General features: G+C 58.8%; 17 protein-coding genes and 6 pseudogenes. 4 read left to right on the top strand and 19 right to left on the bottom strand.

Annotated elements, in window-relative coordinates:
• Window positions 1–77: 77 nt before the first annotated feature.
• The 6 genes and pseudogenes from JCM15831_RS02120 to JCM15831_RS15920 all read right to left on the bottom strand — a co-directional run bounded on the left by JCM15831_RS02120 (window position 78) and on the right by JCM15831_RS15920 (window position 7,078).
• Window positions 78–521 (bottom strand): DUF2141 domain-containing protein, encoded by a 444-nt coding sequence (locus JCM15831_RS02120; protein ID WP_025822386.1) that lies wholly within the window; start codon window positions 519–521, stop codon window positions 78–80.
• Window positions 511–1,248, bottom strand: a pseudogene (locus JCM15831_RS21295) (glycosyltransferase); the annotation flags it as partial. The gene JCM15831_RS02120 and the pseudogene JCM15831_RS21295, both read right to left, overlap by 11 nt.
• Window positions 1,249–1,364: 116 nt before the next feature.
• A pseudogene (locus JCM15831_RS23825) lies at window positions 1,365–1,415 on the bottom strand (hypothetical protein); the annotation flags it as partial.
• Between the two features lie 189 nt (window positions 1,416–1,604).
• A complete protein-coding gene (gene crtI / locus JCM15831_RS15930) occupies window positions 1,605–3,929 on the bottom strand; it encodes a phytoene desaturase family protein (RefSeq protein ID WP_232227942.1) in 2,325 nt (774 codons plus the stop codon).
• 24 nt (window positions 3,930–3,953) lie between these two features.
• A pseudogene (locus JCM15831_RS15925) lies at window positions 3,954–5,454 on the bottom strand (phytoene desaturase family protein).
• A 283-nt stretch (window positions 5,455–5,737) separates the two neighbouring features.
• Window positions 5,738–7,078 (bottom strand): aldehyde dehydrogenase family protein, encoded by a 1,341-nt coding sequence (locus JCM15831_RS15920; protein WP_156938715.1) that lies wholly within the window; start codon window positions 7,076–7,078, stop codon window positions 5,738–5,740.
• Window positions 7,079–7,418: 340 nt separating this feature from the next.
• Here JCM15831_RS15920 and JCM15831_RS23820 point away from each other — a divergent pair, with 340 nt between their 5' ends.
• Together JCM15831_RS23820 and JCM15831_RS02085 are read left to right on the top strand one after the other, a co-directional pair.
• Window positions 7,419–7,724: a DUF1647 domain-containing protein gene (locus JCM15831_RS23820; RefSeq protein WP_025822379.1), complete on the top strand. Its 306-nt coding sequence runs from the start codon at window positions 7,419–7,421 to the stop codon at window positions 7,722–7,724.
• Between the two features lie 86 nt (window positions 7,725–7,810).
• The gene (locus tag JCM15831_RS02085; protein ID WP_373277597.1) at window positions 7,811–8,383 is read left to right on the top strand and encodes a hypothetical protein; all 573 of its coding nucleotides are present in this window, start codon (window positions 7,811–7,813) and stop codon (window positions 8,381–8,383) included.
• A 272-nt stretch (window positions 8,384–8,655) separates the two neighbouring features.
• On the opposite strand, the gene JCM15831_RS02080 is transcribed toward JCM15831_RS02085, so the two are convergent.
• The 5 genes and pseudogenes from JCM15831_RS02080 to JCM15831_RS02060 all read right to left on the bottom strand — a co-directional run bounded on the left by JCM15831_RS02080 (window position 8,656) and on the right by JCM15831_RS02060 (window position 15,106).
• The gene (locus JCM15831_RS02080; RefSeq protein ID WP_025822375.1) at window positions 8,656–9,678 is read right to left on the bottom strand and encodes an isocitrate/isopropylmalate dehydrogenase family protein; all 1,023 of its coding nucleotides are present in this window, start codon (window positions 9,676–9,678) and stop codon (window positions 8,656–8,658) included.
• A 15-nt stretch (window positions 9,679–9,693) separates the two neighbouring features.
• Window positions 9,694–11,463, bottom strand: a complete 1,770-nt coding sequence (locus JCM15831_RS02075) for an aminopeptidase P family protein (protein WP_035773645.1) — start codon at window positions 11,461–11,463, stop codon at window positions 9,694–9,696.
• Between the two features lie 29 nt (window positions 11,464–11,492).
• A complete protein-coding gene (locus tag JCM15831_RS02070; protein WP_025822371.1) occupies window positions 11,493–12,029 on the bottom strand; it encodes a GNAT family N-acetyltransferase in 537 nt (178 codons plus the stop codon).
• Window positions 11,986–12,881: pseudogene (locus tag JCM15831_RS15915) on the bottom strand (50S ribosomal protein L11 methyltransferase). The gene JCM15831_RS02070 and the pseudogene JCM15831_RS15915 overlap by 44 nt, the downstream one beginning before the upstream one ends.
• The gene (locus JCM15831_RS02060) at window positions 12,878–15,106 is read right to left on the bottom strand and encodes an ATP-dependent helicase (protein ID WP_025822369.1); all 2,229 of its coding nucleotides are present in this window, start codon (window positions 15,104–15,106) and stop codon (window positions 12,878–12,880) included. Before JCM15831_RS02060 ends, JCM15831_RS15915 begins: the two are co-directional and overlap by 4 nt.
• A 102-nt stretch (window positions 15,107–15,208) precedes the next feature.
• Here JCM15831_RS02060 and JCM15831_RS02055 point away from each other — a divergent pair, with 102 nt between their 5' ends.
• Complete coding sequence (locus JCM15831_RS02055) at window positions 15,209–15,832, top strand: JAB domain-containing protein (protein WP_232227941.1); 624 nt, start codon at window positions 15,209–15,211, stop codon at window positions 15,830–15,832.
• A gap of 10 nt (window positions 15,833–15,842) precedes the next feature.
• On the opposite strand, the gene JCM15831_RS22215 is transcribed toward JCM15831_RS02055, so the two are convergent.
• Together JCM15831_RS22215 and JCM15831_RS15910 are read right to left on the bottom strand one after the other, a co-directional pair.
• The gene (locus JCM15831_RS22215) at window positions 15,843–16,028 is read right to left on the bottom strand and encodes an HAD hydrolase-like protein (protein WP_232227953.1); all 186 of its coding nucleotides are present in this window, start codon (window positions 16,026–16,028) and stop codon (window positions 15,843–15,845) included.
• Between the two features lie 6 nt (window positions 16,029–16,034).
• Window positions 16,035–16,536: pseudogene (locus JCM15831_RS15910) on the bottom strand (HAD hydrolase-like protein); the annotation flags it as partial.
• 32 nt (window positions 16,537–16,568) lie between these two features.
• Here JCM15831_RS15910 and JCM15831_RS02045 point away from each other — a divergent pair.
• Window positions 16,569–17,318 carry a JAB domain-containing protein gene (locus JCM15831_RS02045; protein ID WP_156938697.1) on the top strand — a complete coding sequence of 250 codons (750 nt, stop codon included), beginning with the start codon at window positions 16,569–16,571 and terminating at the stop codon, window positions 17,316–17,318.
• On the opposite strand, the gene JCM15831_RS02040 is transcribed toward JCM15831_RS02045, so the two are convergent.
• From JCM15831_RS02040 to rpmE, 6 genes and pseudogenes are all read right to left on the bottom strand, one after another.
• Window positions 17,281–18,483, bottom strand: a complete 1,203-nt coding sequence (locus JCM15831_RS02040; RefSeq protein ID WP_025822364.1) for a 5-(carboxyamino)imidazole ribonucleotide synthase — start codon at window positions 18,481–18,483, stop codon at window positions 17,281–17,283. The two genes, JCM15831_RS02045 and JCM15831_RS02040, sit on opposite strands and share 38 nt — an antisense overlap.
• Window positions 18,480–19,007 carry a 5-(carboxyamino)imidazole ribonucleotide mutase gene (gene purE, locus JCM15831_RS02035; RefSeq protein WP_025822362.1) on the bottom strand — a complete coding sequence of 176 codons (528 nt, stop codon included), beginning with the start codon at window positions 19,005–19,007 and terminating at the stop codon, window positions 18,480–18,482. The genes JCM15831_RS02040 and purE overlap by 4 nt, the downstream gene beginning before the upstream one ends.
• Window positions 19,008–19,208: a YdcH family protein gene (locus tag JCM15831_RS02030; RefSeq protein WP_025822360.1), complete on the bottom strand. Its 201-nt coding sequence runs from the start codon at window positions 19,206–19,208 to the stop codon at window positions 19,008–19,010.
• A gap of 77 nt (window positions 19,209–19,285) precedes the next feature.
• Window positions 19,286–19,869: pseudogene (locus JCM15831_RS15905) on the bottom strand (DUF1013 domain-containing protein).
• A 206-nt stretch (window positions 19,870–20,075) separates the two neighbouring features.
• Window positions 20,076–20,552: an Hsp20 family protein gene (locus tag JCM15831_RS02015; RefSeq protein ID WP_025822353.1), complete on the bottom strand. Its 477-nt coding sequence runs from the start codon at window positions 20,550–20,552 to the stop codon at window positions 20,076–20,078.
• A 159-nt stretch (window positions 20,553–20,711) separates the two neighbouring features.
• Window positions 20,712–20,945 (bottom strand): 50S ribosomal protein L31, encoded by a 234-nt coding sequence (gene rpmE, locus JCM15831_RS02010; RefSeq protein WP_025822351.1) that lies wholly within the window; start codon window positions 20,943–20,945, stop codon window positions 20,712–20,714.
• Window positions 20,946–21,014: the final 69 nt, after the last annotated feature.

The raw sequence follows: 21,014 nt of genomic DNA, 5'->3' as shown, positions 1-21,014 counted from the left end.
CTTTAGCATGGCCTGGCTGGAGATCTTCTCCATTCAGGCCAGACGCTCCTGACGACCGCAGGGTCGGCGTGCTCGGCTCAGCGAGTGCGGAGCGTCACATTGAGGGCGCCGCCTGCCTCTCTGAGTTCGACAGCGCAGTCCTCGAAGCTGGGCGGTCCATAATGGAGCGCCGGGTTTCTGGAGAAGCCGATCGGCTCTTTGGGAATCCCGAGGAAGGAGCGATCCAGCTTCGCATTGCCGTTGCGATCCTGATAGGCCTGAACCGCGTAGGTTCCTGCAGGGATGTCAGTGAAGCTGATGCTGACCTTGGGAGAGCTGGCCTTCACCTCACTGTTATAGTGGCAGGTTGGCTTCAGGAACTCGTCTTCGGTGCAGACAGCGACCCTAATTGTCCCCTGGTCGTCAGGGATGTTTTCGATGGTTGCTGTGACCGGACCGGCCAACGCGACGCCCGGCAGGACTACAAGAGAAAAAACGGTGCCAGCGAGCACATGCCTGAGGTGATGCAAGTCAAGTGTCATAATAACGTCCTTTCCACGAAACGGGGCGCCCGGCGAGGTGACGCAGGCGTGCGTGACACTGGATCCAGAGAAGAATAAACGTCCCAAAAGGGCTTGCGAGCACGGTACGAAAGCCTTGTTTACACCTTAGCGCAACGAGCAACCGGAAAAGAAGGCTTGCAGAACGTGCAAGCCAGATGACCGGAGACGAGCGCATGAGGAAAGGCAGAATATGCCCACCTCCGAGCAGAAGGGTCCACACCGGGAGCGCAACCGGACCAGCCAGGCCTTCCGTGGCGTTTTTCATCAGTCCGGCATAGACTTCGCTACCGTTTCGGTACATGCGGCAGGATGCCAGATCGGTCGCATCAACAAGATTTGTGCGATACCCGCCATCTCTCATCCGACGAGCCAGCGCCAGGCCATCGTGAAGACGGGCCTTGATGGCGCCGTGCCCCCCGATCTTGCGATAGGCGTCTGACTCGATCAGGATGAGCTGCCCACATGCTGCTGCCATCTTTGGCTTTCGTCCCTTGTCGAGCGACGCAGGAAGATAGCCAAACAGCAGAGCGTTGATGAACGGCAGAAGCAGCCACTCCATCGGGGTGTTCATCACCTGTCTTGGCACACCGCTGACAAAAGAGGGGAACTCGGTTCTGCGAATATGTGCCATGAGGCGGGAGAGCGCATCCGGTGCAAGACGGACATCAGCATCGATAAAGAGCATCCAACGCTGGCTTGCTGCCCCAGCAAGTTGCGCACAGGCATAGTTCTTCCCGCCCCAGCCGAAGGGAGCTCTCCCCCTGCGAGAAGCCGAATGCGCGGGTCATGAAACGCCTCTACCCGTGCCCGGGTATCGTCTGTCGAGCGGTCGTCAAGGACGAGAATTTCCCGAACCCAGTCACGGTTCGCCAGAATGGACTCAAGGGCGTCGTCGATCTGCGCACCTTCATTTCGCGCAGGGATAAGAACAGAGATTCCTTCAACGTCACCAGGAGCCTCTGCCGGTGCGCGGCCAAGCGCGCGGAGGTTGAGCGCGTCATGACGAGAGGCAGCAAGGCGAGCCCTGCAATGACTGTCTCACCGCTCTTCCGAAGGAGAGGGCTAGCGATCAGCATGGTTCGGATCATAGGGCCGCCGTTTTAAAAATGCCGAAAAATGTTGGATTTTTCCGTAAAGACCGCCCATCCCGACTGATCCTCTCAGCAAAATGGTGAAAGCGGTGTCCTGCCGCGCGACGACGAGGCGCGTGAGTGCGTCTGCAGTCGATTCCAGAGCTTTGCTCAAATGCTGGTTAAGCTCGGCAATGCTATGGCCTGTCGGATAGATCGTCTCTCCAAACTTGACCGAGACGATGGGACGGTTTTCCGAGCCAAAGCTGTAATCGAGGGCGACGGGAATGATGGCCGTTCCGGGTGAACGGGCTGCAATATGGGCCAGTCCGGGTCGCAGCCGGATCGGGCGAAGGCGCGTGTCTGAAAACTCGCCCTGACCGGTGATCCAGAACGTTCCTCCTGAACGGAGAATCTGCTGTGAAGCAGTCAGGAAGCTACGTATCGAGCCATGAGAACGGGCGTCCAGTGGGAGAAAACCCGCCTTTTGCAGAAAGGGATAGCGCTTGACCGCAGCCGCGTCGATGGGGCCAAAGCCCGGCCGGTCGGTAAAGAAGTGATCTTGAAGAAGCGCAAAGATGGCCGGGTCCCACCAGGAGGGATGGGTGGCATAGAGGAGGATCCCGCGTCCTCTTTCGATCTGCGGAAGCTTTCCACAATACCTGACGCACTCGAAGCTGCGTTTGACGCGATGCTTCAAGGCGCGCGTGACCCAAGGCGTCAGGAAGGGCGATCTGCCGAAAGCCCTTGCGGGATCAGACGGCACGAGCATGCAGGGTCTGGGCAGTCTCCTTGCGGTCGCTGTCCAGGCAATCTGCGGCAATCCAGCCAGACATGAGGCCATCGGCATCCCGGGCCCGGGATGGGCGCTTCCGCCAGCCAGATAGAGCCCCGCGAGCTCCCCCGAGCGATTGGCAGGCTTGAACCCGCCGGAAAGACGACCGTGACTTGCCAGACCGTAGATGGCACCCGCCTGCGGCGCATAGCGGGTATGGATGTCCATTGGCGTCAGATGATGTTCGCTCACAATGCGTTCTTCGATATCGGGCATCCCGCCCGCCTTCTTGAGCTTGTCCAGAATTACCTGACGGTAGCCGGGGAACATCTCGGTCCAGTTCTGTCCCGGACGCAGATAAGGCGTATGGACGAGCACATAGAGCGCTTCGCCCCCATCGGGGGCTGTCTGCGGCTCGGTGCGCGATGGTGCCGCCAGATAGCAGGTCGGATCCGGGGCTGGTTCACCGTGCTTATAGATGGCATCGAACTCTTCTTCTGGGTCACGGGAGAAGACGAAGTTATGGTGGGCCAGATGGTTATAGGCCCGATTGAGCCCGAGGTAGAGAACGACGCCCGAGCATGCCGGTTCGCGGTGTTTCCATTGCCGTTTGAAACTGCGCACGGCACGCGGCGCAATCTGGGCGTCGACCAGTTCCCGCATGGTTCGCACAGAGTCCATATTGGAGATGACGGCTGACGCGGCAAAGGTGTCGCCCTGCTCGGTAACCACCCCACGAACCCGCTTTGAATCATGGACAAGACGCGTGACACGGCTGTTTGTCTTGAAGACGACGCCGTTTTCCTCGGCCATGCGGCGTAATGCCTGCGGCACTGCACGCGTGCCACCGATTGGGTACCAGATGCCCTCATCGACCTGCATATGGGCGATTCCTGTCAGGACAGCCGGCGCTTGAAGCGGGTTCGACCCGACATATTGTGTGAAATGGTCGAATACCTGAGCGGCTTGCGGGTTAGAGATGCGTTTGCGGATCTCTCGGCCCAGAGTGGAATGCATCCTCAGTGCGAGGACATCACGCATCGTATCGGGCGCCATGGCCTCGCCGATCTTGATCGTATCACGAAGCCCACCGACGGACTTCCAGAACACAAAGCGTCGGGAGATCTCATGCAATTTCTCGCTCATCGCGAGAAGTGCCTCATAACCCTTACCGTCGCCACGATGACGCTTTTCAAGCTCGGCAGCCATCTGGGGAATGTCTTCGACGAGATCGAGAGGGGATCCCTCATCGAAGAAGCAACGCCATTGCGGGTCAAGACGACGCAGATCGAGCCGTTCATCGAGGCTGAGGCCTCCCTCGGCGAAGATGCGTTTGAGGACCGAAGGCAGCGTCAGAATGGTCGGCCCCATATCGAAGCGGTAGCCATCCTGACTCAGTTCCGCGGCCTTGCCACCCGTCCAGTCATTGGCTTCCAGAACGACGACCTTGTGCCCTCTTGCGCTGAGGGTGCAGGCTGCGGCCAGCCCGCCAAGTCCTGCTCCAATAATGATAACCGGCGCGTGTTCAGACGATGTTGTCATGACGTAATCCCTTTGGAAGGGCCCTCATCCACGCGAGCACTCGGGCATGAGGGTGAGGCCGGGTGTCGGCATTTCGGCGATTGAAGCGGGCATCTTTGCCAGATCTCTGATGACAAGGTCGGCGCTGATGCGAGCCCCTTCAAAGATGACGGGAAGACCGCTGCCAGGATGGGTTCCACCGCCGGCAAGATACACGGAGCCGACATCCTCATAGCGGTTATGAGGGCGGAGATGCAGCATCTGATCGAGCGAGTGGGCGAGGTTGAAGACGGCACCCCGATGGACGTCGTATTCTTCCTGCCAGTCCAGCGGGGTGACGGTCTTCTCGACCATGATGCGGTCTTCGATCTCGCCGAATCCAGCATCGCGCAGGCGATTGAAGACGATCTGCCTCGCCTCCTGAGTTGCTGCTTCGTCCCATTGATAGCCGCCTTCGCGCAGATTGCCGACGGGCATCAGGACGTAAAGCGCTGTGCATCCCTCTGGCGCCAGGGTTGGATCGGTGACACAGGCGTTCTGAACGTAGAGTGAGGCGCGAGGTGAGAGAATTTTGCCCGCCTCGATCTCGGCGAAATTGGACTGGTAGTCGCTCGACAGGAAGATCGTGTGATGTCCCTTGCCGGGCATGGTTCCGCGCAAACCCAGATACATCATGAAGGTGGAGCAGGAGTATTTCTTGCTCGCGAGTGCCTCATTGCTCCATTTGCGACGTGATGTGTCGGGAAGGAGCTTCTGGATCGTACGGGCAAAGTCGCCGTTGACGATGACCGCATCGGCAGACTGCGTCCCCTCTGACGTCTTGAGACCAACGGCTTTACCGTCTTTGGTGACGATCGTCTCCACGGCCGTGTTCAGGCGGATCGTTACCCCAAGGCTCTCGGCCGCTTCGGTCATGGCGGCCATCACGGATCCAGTCCCGCCTTCGGGATGATAGATGCCGTATTCGTGCTCCATAAAGCTCAGGATTGTGAAGAGCGACGGGCAGCGATAGGGCGACATGCCCAGATATTTGCTCTGAAAAGAGAAGGCGAGGCGGGTGCGCGGGTTTTTGAAATACCGCGACAGATCCTTGTCGATCGACGAGAAGGGCGAGAGCACCGGCAGAGCACGCAGCATGTCAGGCTTGAGCAGGTCACGCCATGAATTGAACGGTCGCTGCAGCGGCGCGATGAATCGTGCGAACTTGCCTCGGTTATCTTTCAGAAAGCGCCTGACCTGGCGAGAATCCTCGGGCGAAATCTTGGCAATTTCAGCTTCCAGCCGTGTCGGGTCGGTAGTCAGGCCGAGCCGGGGACCATCCTCGAAGACGAGATCATAGAGATGCTTGAGGCGCGTGAGTTTGACCATCCGGTCAAGATCGAAGCCGCAGCGTGTGAAAATCTCCCGAAGGATCTCGGGGTAAAGAAAAAAACGTCGGGCCGGTGTCGAAGCGGAAGCCGTCGATTTCCATAAAAGCCGAGCGTCCACCCGGCTGTGAGGCTTTTTCATAGACAGTGACTTTGGCGCCTGCGTGAGCAAGAAGCATTGCTGCAGCGAGCCCACCTGGGCCAGCCCCGACAATCGCAACTTTTTTTGAAGCGAGAGAAGACGAGGCAAGCTGGGATGCCGGCGGGAGGGAGGGGGCCATCAGGCGAGAATTCCTTCCAAGGATTAGCCGCTACCGGAATGTTCCGGTCAGGCCGCGCCGCGTCAGAGGCGCATGGTCAGACCGGAGGATCGTTTCAAGGCGCATGACCGGTCGATGCGCCGAAACTCTGCACATCTTCAAGAACGGATCGTGATCGATGGGGTTTCGGTTCGTCAAGGTTTTATCTGCTGTGCCAGCGCCTTACGCGTTCGATAAGATGCAAGGCACCGCGCCTGCGGATGGCGATCGATGCAGGGCGGGTCATGGCCAGCAATCCCTCGCGCCCCCGCGTCACGCCATAGCCACTCGACTTGGCGCCACCGAATGCGAGGCGTGGGTCTGCGCTAGGTACGATGAGATCGTTGATTGTGATGGTGCCCGCCGGAAGGTGGCGCGCGAGCGCTGTCGCTTCGTCTTCATTGCCGAAGATACTGGCGCCCAGGGCGTGCTTCGCCTGCCTTTCGAGAGCAAGTGCCTGATCCATGTCCGTCACGCTGATCAGAGCGAGCCACGGGGCAAAGAGATCGATGTCCACCAGGTCAGTGTGTTTTGCGTCCAGGACGAAAACCGTCGCTCCGCCTATGAGGATGGCTTTTCCACCGGCAGCGATGACGCGGCTCAAGAGAGCATCCAGAGCCGGGTTAGGCGCAGTCTGATCTCGCAGAGGTGCTTTCTTCAGCAAAGAGATGAGCCGCGCTTCGAGCGCGTCGCGCCGCGTTTTCTCAACGAAGACACGTCGCGGTGCGATGCAGGTCGCGCCCTGTTTGAGCGAGAGGCCGAAATGCAGGGCTCGCGTCACAAGCGAGAGCGAGCCGGAGGGTAACACGTACACGGGATCAGCCCCGGAGAGCTCCATGATCGTGGGGGTGAGATTATCCGCTGCTGCGAGAGCGACCTGACGCCCCGTGTTGGCAGAGCCGGTCAGAACGATGAGATCGACATCCGCCCGGCAGGCCTCGGGGCCGGCGTCTTCCGGCAGTATTTGCAGTGTACCGTCAGGGAGGCCGGATTGTGCGAGCAGACTGGCGAAATGTGTCAGCACGGCCGTCCGTCCTGGCGCAGGCTTGAGCGCAACGGTATTGCCCGCGACCAGCGCCTGCAGGGTCTGGATGCCAGCGAGCATGAGGGGATAATTGCCCGGTGCAAGGATAAGAACGACACCCAGCGGCTTTCGCGTTACGGTGGTCTTGACGCCCCAGAGCCACAAAGGTCGGTTCACGACGCTAAGCGCTTTGTCTCTAAGAAGTCTGGAAGAGGCTCGCTCTAAGAAGCGTGTCGCCGAGAGGAGAGGAAGCAGTTCTGCGGTGACGATATCGAACGCTGATTGATCTTTGATGCGGGATGTAAGGTCGGCGATATTAAAAAGAAGAAGTTTTCTGAGGCGTTTCAGAAACAGGATACGCTTTCGTACCGGTACCTGAGCCCATTCTTCTTGATACTCGCGAAGTGAATTGATCTGGTGTGTCAGAGCGTCGGACTGTTTTTCAGATTGCTGCCTAAAATCAGGCACGCCGTTGATCATGATCGTCTCACTGCTTCGATGGGAGGACGAAACAGTGGGAGCAGAAAAGAGTTTCATAAGCGGTAGGAGTTCTTGGCTTAACGTTATTCGGTCGCCGTCGGAGTCCAAGTGACTCCAGCAGGCTGTGCTCTGACGTCGCGAAGGTGTGCGACAGCAATATGTCCGGATGTTGATCTATGGGCCCGGAGATTTGAGAATAAGTATCGGAGTTCGTATGTGTAACCGACCGACACCCATAATAAAGCCTCAATAAATATTTATTTTCCCTCAGAGTCGTCATCGACGATAATCAGATCGTATCATTGTTTATACCCAGTTAAGCGAAGGGATATATTTCTCCTTGAATCAGAAAAAATTAGCTTTCGTTCTTGCTGCTACAAATAACCTTCTGTTCGCGGCCGCAAATACAGCGATTAGTCTTAATAAGTATTTCACAGCTTGTCCGTTCGATATCATCTTATTTAGCGATGATATTTCTGAGAGCGATCGAGAGGCACTGGAGAGCATAGACAACGTTTCCGTGCGTCGCTTCGATGTAGAAACCTACAGGGAAACGGTGTTGAAAAACTGTTCCGAGGACTCTCGTTTTGTGCGTAACGAAAAGCACTTGATGCTCTCGCCCATTTTGAGGTTTTTAGTCTGTTAGACACCTACAAAAAAACGGCCTGGCTGGATATCGATATGCTTGTCCAGAGGAACCTTAACGAGATTGTAGATTTTCAGGGTCTGGTCATGACCGAAGACTACCCTTGGACAGTTGGTGACAATTTTCTGCAGCCTGTTCCAGGCTTCAACATGCGGACTCCGTCTGTCTGTTCAGCATTCATCGTTGTGGACGATTCAGTTGGAAACCACAGAGAAATCTACGAATGGTGCCACGAAGCTGTCGTCCGTCATGCAGCTCTCTTGAAGCTTGGCGATCAACCGATTTTCAATCTGGCGTTGCAAAACTTCAGTCTTCGCCCAACTCTCGTCCCGACAGAAATCTGGCAATGCATGCCAGAGCGGGAAACTGCCATCATGGCGAGGGTTGTCCATTTCGGTGGAGACGAAAAAATCTGGAAGAGCGAGGCGTTGCTCGCTCTCTTCAGTGAGTGGTACCGAAATCATCTGGAGTGGCTGAATCTCGGAGGCGGTGGAGCGGAAGTCTCGCTGTCTGTGTGCCTGCCGTTTCGTGAACTTAAGGAACGCGAGATGCTTCTGGAAGCAAGCGATCACTTCAAGGAAAAGCTCAGGAGCCAGGATATGATGGATCGACTGATCCACATTGAAGATAAGGTCAACACGCTTCTGGCACGTGAATAAGGACTCACGCTTTAGACGGAGCCTTCGAGCACGCAGGAGAAGCCTTCCCTGTCGTGCTCGAGCGGTCTCATTTGGTCTGTGATGTGAAGGTGCCGCGCAGATGCTCACCGTCCAGGGAAAGAGTCCGCGTTGAGGCCTACGGGCCGTCTGAGCGGCGTGGACAGTTCTCTCTACCGACACGGTAAAGTGGCAGAAGACCCTTTCTCGACCCATCCGGATCTTAGAAGGTTTGGAAGTCAGGCCGGGTAAGGCACCCGGCCTCGTCGAGAGTGTCAGATAGCGGCAAGAAGAGCCTTTGTCAGTTCGGCGGTTCCGGTTTCACCGCCGAGGTCGCGCGTGCGCACGCCGTCGACGCGAATGACGCGGTCGATGGCGCTGTCGACGCGGCTCGAGAGATCCTGACGGCCGACATGAGCAAGCATCATGCTTGCGGCCATCAACATGGCAAGCGGATTGGCAACGCCTTTGCCTGCAATGTCAGGAGCCGAGCCATGAACCGCTTCGAAGATCGCGGCATTGGGGCCGATATTGGCACCAGGAGCCATGCCCAGACCACCGACGAGACCCGCTGTCAGGTCGGACAGGATATCGCCAAAGAGGTTGGTGGTGACGATCACATCATACTGCCAGGGATCGGTCACGAGCTGCATGGCGCAGGCATCGACGATACGTTCCTCGACAGCGACCCTGCCTTCATATTCCTTCGCGATCTTGCGACCTTCCTCGAGGAAGATACCGCTGAAGATCTTGAGGATGTTGGCTTTGTGGACCAGCGTGACCTTCTTGCGACCGTTTGCCACGGCGTAGTCAAAGGCAAAGCGCACGATACGGGCGCATTCACGACGGGAATTGAACCCTGCGCCGTAGGCAAGACCCTTGGGGTCGTCGCCTTCTGGCAGGTAATGTTCCATGGCGGCGTAGAGGCCTTCGATGTTCTCACGCACGACCACCAGGTCGATCTTGTCGAAGCGACCGCCCGGCACGACCGTCCTCGTAGGACGCAGATTCGCGTATAGACCGAATTCTTGACGCATGGTGACATTGACGGATTTGAAACCAGCGCCAACCGGCGTCGTCAAAGGGCCCTTGAGAGCAAGGCCGGTCTTGCGGATGCTGTCCAGCGTCGGCTGGGGCAGCGGAGCGCCGAACTTCTCGATCGCGCCGAGACCGCCGGCCTGATGGTCCCACTCGAGCGGCGCTCCGATTTTCGTCAGGATTTCGACGACCGAAGCGGTGATCTCGGGACCGATACCGTCGCCTTCGATAAGGGTCGCGGGGATCATGTGATCAGCCATTCTGTCTTTCCTTTGTCAGTTCGTGATCGGCGCGCAGGCGTCGACGAGCCACTTCCGGTCCTGCTCGTCCAGAAGCGGTCCGATATGCGCGAGCGTATCCTCATGATAGGCATTCAGCCAGCGCAGCTCTTCAGGTTCCAGTAACGATGCCATGATCAGCGTGCGATCGAAGGGAGCGAAACCCAGGACCTCGAATTCGAGGAAGGGCGTTCTCGTTGTCACGGCGGACGGACGAACGAGAAGCAGGTTTTCAAGCCGGATCCCGTATTCGCCCGGCAGATAATATCCGGGCTCGTCGGACACGATCATGCCTGCGGCAAGCGCTGTCGGGCGTGGCACGGCGCTGATGTTCTGCGGTCCCTCATGCACGGACAGATAGCTGCCGATACCGTGACCTGTTCCATGGTCATAATCGAGTCCGGCCTGCCAAAGCGCATAACGGGCAAGCGCATCGAGGCGGTGTCCTGTCGTGCCAGCCGGGAAGCGTGCCCGCGCAAGGGCGATGTTGCCTTTGAGAACGCGGGTAAAGGCTTCGCAGAGTGCCGGTGGCGGGGCATCCGGTCCGCTCCACAGAGTGCGCGTCACGTCGGTCGTCCCGGCGTCGTATTGCCCGCCACTATCGATCAGATAGACCTGATTGGGTTGCAGAACGCGATCTTCTCCGGGCAGCGCACGGTAATGGGGCAGGGCCGCATTCGGTCCCACTGCAGAGATCGCGGGGAAACTTTCGCCATGATAATCCGGAGCAGCAGACCGATAGGTATCGAGGATGTCCGCAAGCATGGTCTCGCGAAGACCCGTCCCTTTGCTTTCGACGAAACGCAGGAAGCGGCACAGTGCGGCTGAATCCGTCAGATGCACCTTGCGGGCGCCATTCTGCTCTGTGTCATTCTTGCATGCGCGGGGCAGGGCGCAAAGATCGGGACCACGGGCCAGTTCCGCTCCGGCCTCCGTAAGGGTCTGGATGAACCAAAGCCCGGTCTGGGCTGGGTCGAAGCGCACGACGCGACCACTGAGTGCTTGCAGACGCTCAGAAAGGGCCTGAGGCGGCAAAACAGAGACTTCCTGGAAAGAGGCCGCAGCGGCGGGGCTCACGCGGGCCGCGTCAACGAAAACCTCCAGAGAGGCGTTCTGGTGCAAAATGCCGAACGCAAGGATGACCGGCGTGTGGGGCACATCATCGCCACGGATGTTGAGCAGCCAGGCGAGTGACGTCGGGTCGCAGACGAGCATCGTCTGCTGACCGGCCTTGTCGAGCTCGGCAGCGAGCTTCTGGCGCTTGGCGAGACTGCCTTCACCGCTGAACGCATCCTCCTGAAAACGCACCTCGCTCTGAGGGGGGGCGGGTTGATCCGTCCAGGCTGCATCGATCGGATTGCGGTCCATGGCCACGAGCTCAAGGCCCGTGTTACTCAGGGAGGCGACAAGCACGTCACTGACAAGCCTGGGATCGTACCCGATCTTGAGTCCCTTGCCATGAGCGGCCAGCCACTCACGGGGGGGCTCCTTCGTGATATGAAGGCGTTCCCACTGGTCGGATTCCACCTGATCCTCAAGCTGGCTGGTGTAGCGTCCGTCCGAGAAAACAGCGGCCTTGTCACGCAGCAGAATGGCCATGCCGGCGCTTCCGGTAAATCCGGTCAGCCAGGCGAGGCGTTCGGCATAGGGCGCGACATATTCGCCCATGAACTCGTCTCCTCGAGGCAGGATAAATCCATCCACGCGGCTGGCCTTGAGTTCTTGACGGACAAGGGCCTGACGATTGGCGAGGGGAATGCTGCTCATCGTGCGATCTTTCACTTCTGGTCCGGGAATCAGGGGCTCTCGAAAAGCCGGTACATGAATATCAGGTCGAGCCATCGCCCGAATTTGCGCCCCATCTGAGGCAAGGGGGTGCTTTCGCTGAACCCCGCAGCACGATGCAGGGCGATGGAGGCGGAATTGCTCGCCGTGATGGCGCCAACCAGCACGTGCATGCCCGCTCCTTCAGCATGGGCGACCATGGCGTCAAGAAGTCGCCGACCGATGCCCTGCCTCTGGGCCTGCCGGGAGACGTAGATCGAATGCTCCACGGTGCGCGCATAGCCTTCATAGGCCCGGAAGGGGCCGTATGAGGCGAAACCGAGGATAACGCCCTCGGAAACCGCGACGACGACGGGAAAGCCGTTCGCCTGGCGGTCAGCCATCCAGGCTCTGCGCTCATCGAGACTGCGCGGTGACGTGGCCCAGATGGCCTCCGACGTCTCGATGGCGTCGTTTGTGATCGCCAGGATGGCTGGCAGATCGTGTTTTGTCGCGTCGCGCAGCTCAACCACGGCGGCGGAGAACCAGCGTGGACCACTCGCCTTCATAATACTGCTTTTCGAGCACCAGGCCCTGTCGGCGATGAGCAGCAAGCACCATCCGCGCCTGAGTGGTCAGAAGACCGGCGAGAATGACCGTCCCGCCCGGTGCGAGATGATTGGCGAGGGAGCGCGCCATCTTGCAAAGCGGGCGGGCCAGAATATTGGCAAAGACCAGGTCATAAGGGGCTTTTGCCCTGACGGCGGGGGTAAGCCAGCCATTACCGAGGCGCGCATCGATCTGCGGGCCGATGCCGTTTAGCGTGGCATTGCTGGCAGCGACACGCACCGACCACGGCTCGATATCGACTGCCAGAACGCGCTTGCGGAAAAGCTGCGCCGCCGCCATGGCCAAAATGCCCGAACCGCATCCCATATCCAGAATACGGGCGGCTTGCGCCAGGCCATCTCCTCGAGCGCGCGAAGGCAGCCCCGTGTCGATCCATGCTCGCCAGAACCGAAGGCAATGCCGGCATCTAGCGTGATGGTGAGGCGGTCGCGCTTATGGCTCGGCGTCAGATGTGTGCCGCGTATGGCGAAACGCTTGCCGACATTCTGTTGGGGAAAGGCTTCATAGGTGCGGGCCAGCCAGCCCTCGGCCTCGGTGCGCTCGCGGATCAGTTCGGCATCCACGCCTGTCATCAGGCGTGCCAGCGTCAGAGCGCGGTCGAGCTCTTCCTCACCGTAGCCGACGTCTTTGACACCTTCGACACGCCAGATGTTCTGGTCTTCATTGGCTTCGAAAATGCCGACCGTGGTGCAGACTGTCAGCATGGCCTGTTCGAAAAGAGGCACGGCCTCATCGGCAACGGTGACGGAGATGGTTTCGAGTGCCGAAGCGTGTCGTCTGGATGCGCTCACGAGACCTGTTCCACAAAATGGGCCATGATGCGTTTTTCGCCTGCCTTTTCAAAGTTGATATGAAGCCGATCGGATTCGACGCCCAGCACTGTGCCATAACCGAATTTCTGATGGAAAACGCGCGCTCCAATGGCGATGTTATGCGAGGCATCGGGTAGCACGTCGGTAACACGCGGAGAGGGGCGACCATAGCTGCCCCGTGAACTGGACACGGGGCCCGAGGCGAAGATCGATGTCTGCGCTGCGGCCTGACGCCGCTCCTGCATGGCCTGACCCGTATGTTCGACCGTCTCGGAGGGGATTTCCTCAATGAAGCGGCTTGGCACTGAGTCCTGCCAGTTGGCATAGATGCGTCGACGTGCTGCGTGGATGATGATCGCCCGTTTGCGCGCGCGCGTGATGCCGACATAGGCCAGCCGGCGTTCTTCCTCCAGACTTTTGAGACCGCCTTCATCGAGACTGCGCTGGGAGGGAAATACGCCTTCCTCCCAACCGGGAAGGAAGACCGTGTCGAACTCCAGTCCCTTGGCGCCATGCAGTGTCATCAGACTGACGGTGTCGAGATTGGCCTTGTCCTCGGTCTCCGTGACGAGAGCCACGTGTTCGAGAAAACCCTCAAGCGTTCCGAAATCGCCGATAGCGCGTAGCAGTTCCTTGATATTGTCGAGCCTGCCCGGTGCTTCGGGCGTCTTGTCGTCGCGCCACATCTGCAGATAGCCGCTCTCCTCGAGCAGCTGCTCGGTCGCCACGACATGACCCTCGGTCTCTCGTGTCTCGCGTGCGCGCCGGAAGGCCTCGATCAGGCTTGCCAGAGCCTCGCGGCCCTTGCCTTTGACCACGCCAGTCTCAAGCGCATGGGCAACACCTGCGCTGAGCGGTGCATTCAGCGTTCTGGCTTCATGGTGGAGCTTCTGCAGCCCCGCCGCGCCGACACCGCGTTTGGGCACGTTGATGATGCGTTCGAAAGCGAGATCGTCTGCGGGCTGCGCCAGAACACGCATATAGGCCATGGCATCGCGAATCTCGGCGCGCTCGTAAAAGCGCAGACCACCAACGACCCGATAGGGAAGACCCAGTGTCAGAAAACGCTCTTCGAAGGGGCGTGTCTGGAAGCCCGCCCGCATGAGTATGGCAATCTGCGAAAGGGGGTGACCCTCGGCGCGCAGACGCTCGATGGCGCCTGCCGCGATACGGGCTTCCTCATCCGAATCCCAGGCGCTGATGATCTGCACCTTTTCGCCCTGCGCGTCGTCTCGGCCGGGACGAAGCGTTTTACCCAGGCGACCCGAATTATGGGCGATCAGACCGGAAGCGGCAGCCAGGATCTGGGCGGTGGATCGGTAGTTGCGTTCGAGACGGACGACTTTACAGCCGGGGAAATCCTTCTCGAAACGCAGGATATTTTCAATTTCGGCGCCGCGCCATGAATAGATCGACTGATCGTCATCACCCACACAGGCAATATTGGCCGGGCCGTGCTCGCGTTTGGCCAGAAGCCGAAGCCAGAGATACTGGATGGTGTTCGTATCCTGATACTCATCGACCAGAATGTAACGGAAAAGCCGGTGATACTGAGCGAGGACATCGGGCTGGGTGCGTAGGATCTCGAGCGTGTGCAGCATGAGATCGCCGAAATCGCACGCATTTACTGCCTTGAGGCGGTCCTGATAGGCCGCGTAAATCTTGCGCGCCTGACCGCCCGCGAAATCCGTATCCTCAGCGGCGGTCACCTGTTCGGGGGTCAGTCCCCGGTCTTTCCAGCGCTGGAAAATTCCGAGCAATGCCTGAGGCGGCCACCGCTTGGTATCGAGACGATAAGGCTCCATGATCTGGCGCACCAGACGGATCTGATCGTCGGTGTCGAGGATGGTAAAGCCGGTCGTTAGCCCGACATACTCGGCGTGACGCCGAAGCATACGCGCGCAGAGGGCGTGAAAGGTGCCGAGCCACAACCCATCGATGGTTTCGCCGAGCAGGGCCCCGATACGCTCGCGCATCTCCCGGGCCGCCTTGTTGGTGAAGGTCACAGCCAGAATCTGATAGGGGCGCGCGCGCCCTTCGAGCAGGATATGGGCAAAACGTGTCGTCAGAACACGTGTCTTGCCAGTGCCGGCTCCCGCGAGAATCAGAAGCGGCCCTTCGGTCGTTTCAATGGCCTCTCGTTGCTCCGGATTGAGCCGGTCGAGATACTCAGGGGAGGAGGGTGAGATGAGGGATTGCGTCACCGGTTCGATATAGAATGTAATGGCGTTATGGCCAAATCCTCATTTCCGACCCGAGAAAAGAACCTGCTGAAAGGAACTGGCCCTCACGGTCATCGGGAGCGGATGCGTCATCGTGTGCTGACGCAGGGGGCAGAGACGCTGGCCGATTACGAAACATTGGAAATGCTGCTTTATTACAGCGTGCCGAGACGGGACACCAAGCCATTGGCAAAGGCGCTTCTGCACCGGTTTGGGAGCCTCGCCGGGGTGTTTGCCGCCTCTGGCAAGGACCTCCTCGCCATGGGGTTACGGGAGCAGGCTGTCCTGCTGCTGAAATTCCCGCCCGTTGTCGCAGATCGCCTTGCCCTGGCTGAGGATCGATTGCGCCCAAGGCTGAGTGGTTGGGAGCAGCTTTGCGCCTATCTTTCTGGCGCGATGACAAGTGCGGTGCCCGAGCAGTTTCGCTTGCTCTATCTCGATAACCGAAACCGCCTTCTCGCCGATGAGCCAGTCGATGATTTTGCCTGCACGGCCCCGATCTTTCGTCGCGCTCTGGCGCTACAGGCTGTGGCGTTGATCGGCGTTCAGAAAACGCTCGCCAGCTTTCATGCCACAACCTCGCCTCTCAAACTGTTCGCCGGGCGTCTGAGCCAGGAGGCGGGCGCGCTGTCGATGATCCTGCACGATGTCGTCATCGTCTCCGAGAGGCGCTCCCCCCTCAGCCTGAGGCAGAAAGGTTTGTTTTAGATCTCGTGACTTAGAGGCGAGAGAGCGCCTGAAATTGTCCCCTGATGGCGGCGGCAAGCCCATCAGGCGTTTCGACAAGAAGATCCGCTCCTGCCTCGGTCAGCTCCTCGACACCGCCATAGCCCCAGAGGACGCCGAGCCCTCTCAGCTTGTTCGCATGCGCACCTGATATGTCGAAGCGCCGGTCGCCGATCATGAGCGTACGGTGGGGCGCGAGGCCTTCTTCGGCGATGATCCGGGCAATCATCTCAGGCTTCTCGCCGCCGCTATCATTATCGGAAGCCCCGTGGATCGCGTCGAAACATGTATCGAGGCCATGCTCCGTCAGGATCTGACGGGCCAGAAAGGCTGGCTTGGAGGTGGCTGTGAAAATACGGATCGGTGACCGGGCGAGATCGCGAAGCAATTCCGCCATCGCAGGGAATACAAGTGTCTGAAAGCGCCGTCTCGTCATAGAAGCGACGATAGAGTGTGATGGCTTCGTTCACCCGTGTCTCTCCGTAGGCGCTGATCACCTCGGCCATAAGTTCGGCAAGTGGTGGCCCGACGACCCAAGTCAGGTCGATCGATAAATCCGGCTTGTGTCCAAGCGCCGAAACCACTTTGTGGAGTGTTTCGATAATACCGATGCGGGAGTCGATAATTGTCCCGTCAAGATCAAATAAAATAGAATGATCACTCGTATAATTATCAAACTCTGACATAATTCTCTCGATGGACCAAGGCGGAGAAGCCGTTGAGGAAAGTAAAGCACACTAACGGCGTCAAGAACCAGAAGAAGGAACCTTCTGGTGACGGATCGGACATTTCTTCACCTGACTGGACTGAGTTTCCCCAACAGGCGTTGGTCGCGGGGCAGGGGCCAGTGCTGGCGGATGAAGTGCTGTTGAGGCTTTTCTGCGAGTCTCTTGGGGTGAATCCGGAAATTGGACGGACGATGGTGCAGACCCTTCTGGTTCGGTTCGGCTCACTTGCTGCCGTGTTTGCAGCAGAGGATCGTGCGTTGACCGGGTTGTTGCATGTCGGCCCTCCTATACGCACCGGATTGCGGCTGGTTCATGACGCCGCCATTCGGGTGAGCCGTGCGCGTCTGGGCAGCGATGACGTGTTCGGCAATCGGAAGCTTTTGCTCGATTATCTGATTTCGCGCCTCGCCCGCGAACCCATCGAGCAATTTCATATCCTTTTTCTGGATGAGAAAAACCGATTGCTGGCCGATGAAGCCCAGACGCGCGGGACTGTGAATCATACCCCTGTCTATCCCAGAGAGGTGGCAAGACGCTCCATGGAGCTGGGCGCCAAAAAAATTGTTCTCGTCCATAATCATCCGAGCGGCGACCCCAGCCCTTCCGACGGGGATATCTCCATGACGAGAGATACCGCGCGAGCAACAGCGTTGATCGAGGTGCGTATCGTCGATCATATTATCATCGGCAACGGCGCCTATGTCAGCTTCCGCGATCTGGGTCTGTTGAGTGAGTCGTAAGGGCTGGACCCGCTAGGCGCTCAGCTGGAAAGCTCCGGCTGAAGCGCTGCGTCGAACTGAGCGGCAATTCCGTACGGACCGGAAGTGCACCGAGGGGGAACAGCGCGTTCACATGCCCCATTTTGCGCCCCGGTCGGCATTCACGCTTGCCATAGAGGTGAAGCGCCAGACCCGATTGCTCCAGTACAGCATCGCAGAGTGCGATTCCTTCCGGGCCGATCAGGTTCTTCATCACTGCGTCGCTATGACGAAACGGCTCCGGCAGAGGCAGGCCGGCCACCGCGCGGATATGCATCTCGAACTGGTCGATCAGGCAGGCATCCATGGTCCAGTGACCCGAATTATGCGGTCGTGGCGCGATTTCATTGACGAGCAGGGTTCCGTCTGCCGCAACAAACATCTCGACGCCAAGAATGCCGATCAGTCCGATGGTCTCTGCAATTCTTCTGGCAAGTCGTTCCGCTTCCTCAGCCAGCGCCACCGGGATACGTGCCGGTGCGAGGCTGAGATCGAGAATGCCTTCGCGATGCTGGTTCTCGGTCACGCTGAAGCAGCGGACCGCACCGTGAGCGTTACGCGCCACCATGACACTCAGCTCTCTTTCGAAATCGACAAACCCCTCGGCGATCAAGGGATAAGGCAGATCCGCAGCGTGCTGCGAGAGCGACCCTTCATCAGTGATCCGGAACTGGCCTTTTCCGTCATATCCGAAACGCGTGGTTTTGAGCAGGAAGGGGACACCGAGTTGAGAGGCTGCTTTGGCAAGCTGTGTTTCGTCGGGGACAGAAACCCAGGGCGCGACCGGAATATCCTGATCGCCGAGAAAGGTCTTTTCCCGGATACGATCCTGACTGGTCGCCAGAATATGCTTCCCGGGGTGAACCGGGCGTAGCGAGGCGAGAAGCTCAAGCCCCTCCGTGGAGATGTTTTCGAACTCGAAGGTGATCACATCGACGGTTTCAGCAAAATGTCTGAGCACCGCTTCGTCGTCATAGGCGCCGATCGTCACACGATAGGCGGTGTCCTCCGCCGGGGGTGCATCTTCCGCGCTCAGAACATGCACCTGATAGCCCAGACGGGCGGCCGCCATGGCAGACATGCGCCCAAGCTGACCGCCACCGATGATCCCGATCGTTGCCCCGGCGGGCAGCGCATCCAGACTCATGATTCAGGTGTGTCGGCGACAGAGGCCGTCTGCATGGCACGCCAGGTGTCCAGCCTTGCCTGCACGCCGTCATCCTGAAGAGAAAGGATCGATGCTGCAAGCAGGGCCGCATTGATGGCACCGGCCTTGCCGATTGCCAATGTTCCGACCGGCACGCCACCCGGCATCTGGACAATGGAGAGCAGGGAGTCGAGCCCCTTAAGCGCATGGGATTCGACTGGCACACCCAATACGGGAAGGGTCGTCCAAGCTGAGACCATTCCTGGGAGATGAGCTGCACCGCCAGCTCCGGCAATGATGATCTGCAATCCGCGCCCGCGCGCCGAGCGCGCATACTCGGCGAGCCGGTCGGGCGTGCGATGGGCTGAGACGATGCGCGTCTCGAAAGCAATCTCGAGTTCGGCCAGCTTTTCTGCTGCAAAGTTCATCGTGGACCAGTCAGACTGGCTCCCCATGATAATCCCTACGCGAGGAGTCTGGGCCGCGTCCGTCTTTTGACGGTAAAGATCGAGTTCTTCGCTCATTCAGGCGATATCATCCGGTATCAGGCGGTTCTCGATGAAATTGATCTCATCCTTGAGAATGAGCTTCCTTTTCTTGAGACGCTGTAATTGCAACTGATTGAGAGGATGCTGGATGAGTCTGTCGATGACCGTGTCGAGGTCGCGATGCTCGCTTCGGAGCTCATGCAAACGGCGGAGCATGATTTCATGATCAACGAGCATCGGCTTCTTTTCCGCTCTAAAGACAGACGTTAACCCAGAAATCCTACAACAGGGTTGTAGGCTGGTGCCAACCCTTCTTAGTTGTGGCTGTCTTCAAAGGCTGACATTTCCGCGACAACAGGAACGCTCTGGCCTTCGCGGGCGAGACGCTCATTGGCAGCCTGGACGGCAGCATTGAGATCGGTCTGGCTGCACAGGCCAAGAATCACCGGATCGCGTGGTTTGATGTTGGCGCTGTTCCAATGCTGGCGGTCGCGCACCTTGGCAATGGTGTCCTTGGTCGTGCCGAGCAGCTTGATGACCTGCAGCTCGGAGAGCTGGGGAAACTGGCGCAGGACGAACGCGATTGCGTCCGGTCGGTCGTTACGGCGGGCAATTGGCGTGTAGCGGGCGCCTTGGCACGACGTGCCACCGGGTTGGCCTTCGCGGAGATCTTCAGACGAAGGTCAGCATTGCCTTCACAGCGCGTGATCTGTTCCTGCGTAAGCTGGTTATTCTTGACGGGATCGTAGCCGTTGATTCCTGCAGCCACTTCGCCGTCAGCAATCGCCTGAACTTCGAGCGGGTGCATGCCGCAGAACTCGGCAATCTGGGTGAAGGTGAGGGCGGTTTTGTCGATCAACCACACTGCGGTGGCTTTCGGCATAAGCGGCAAGGTCATCTCGGTTTATCCTGCGTGAGGAGCATCGCTCCAGCAGGCACCGATTGAAATGTCCTGCCCCGGGGAAACCGGGGCGGTTCTGCCTGGCACCTGCTGGATGCACTGCAAAGTTGCCAAATGTATGGTCTGTCGGACACGGAAGGGTCAAGCCCTTCCGCGCTAAAATCGTTAAAAAACCCGTGTGACGCCGAGCGTCTCGCCTAGTATCAGGCAGCGTGCCCGAGGGCTGTTGTCTTTTCCGGAACCTGCCGGGAGACGGGCTGGCCGACGCTGATCGGAATACGTCTCGGTTTGAGGGCCTCGGGGGTGATCTGTCGCACAGCGACCGTGAGAAGCCCGTTGACGAGTTCTGCTCCGGTAACTTCGATATGATCCGCGAGCGCGAAGCGTCTTTCGAAGGCGCGCGTGGCAATACCTCGGTGGAGGATCTGACCCGCGCGGGGGGATCGTGGCGCGTTGCCTTTGATGATCAGCTGATTATCCGCGAGATAGATCTCGACATCGTCAGGTCCGAAACCGGCAAGTGCCATCGTGACGTGATAATCGTCGTCCGACGCTTTTTCGATATTATACGGGGGGTAGCTCGCATTGGCAGGAGCATTCGATACGGCATCGTCGACAAGACGAGCGAGGCGATCGAAGCCGATTGCTGAACGCAATAGGGGTGCAAAATCGTAGGACATGATGTGAACCTCCTTCAAGGCAGATCCGACAGCGTGCTTCCTCAGGGGCAAGCGCCGCTGCATGAGGGGTGTCTCGCGACCCTCAAGGGCATCGCGATAACCATCATGTAGGACCGTTTCCAGGCAGAACAAGGTCCCGCCTGGGAAGGAGTGCCTGACTTACTTCTTTGCGGTACGACCGCCGATGCCAGCAAAGCGCTTGTTGAACTTGGCAACCTGGCCCCCAGTGTCGAGCATGCGCTGCACGCCGGTCCAGGCCGGGTGGGACTTCGGATCAACGTCCAGGCGCAGGGTGTCGCCGGCCTTGCCGTAGCAGGAGTTGGTCTTGTACTCGGTGCCATCGGTCATGATGACGTTGATTTCGTGGTAGTCGGGGTGGATGCCGGATTTCATCTCAGTTGTCCTTGTTGCAGAGCTCCGATGCCGACCGGAGCGAATTTCGCGGCTATAACGGAAAGAAAC

Origin of the sequence: Asaia astilbis JCM 15831 (assembly GCF_000613845.1) — a bacterium.
Classification (GTDB): domain Bacteria; phylum Pseudomonadota; class Alphaproteobacteria; order Acetobacterales; family Acetobacteraceae; genus Asaia; species Asaia astilbis.
The sequence above is the reverse complement of the archived record's forward strand: the minus strand, read 5'-3'. Positions and strand labels throughout refer to the sequence as shown.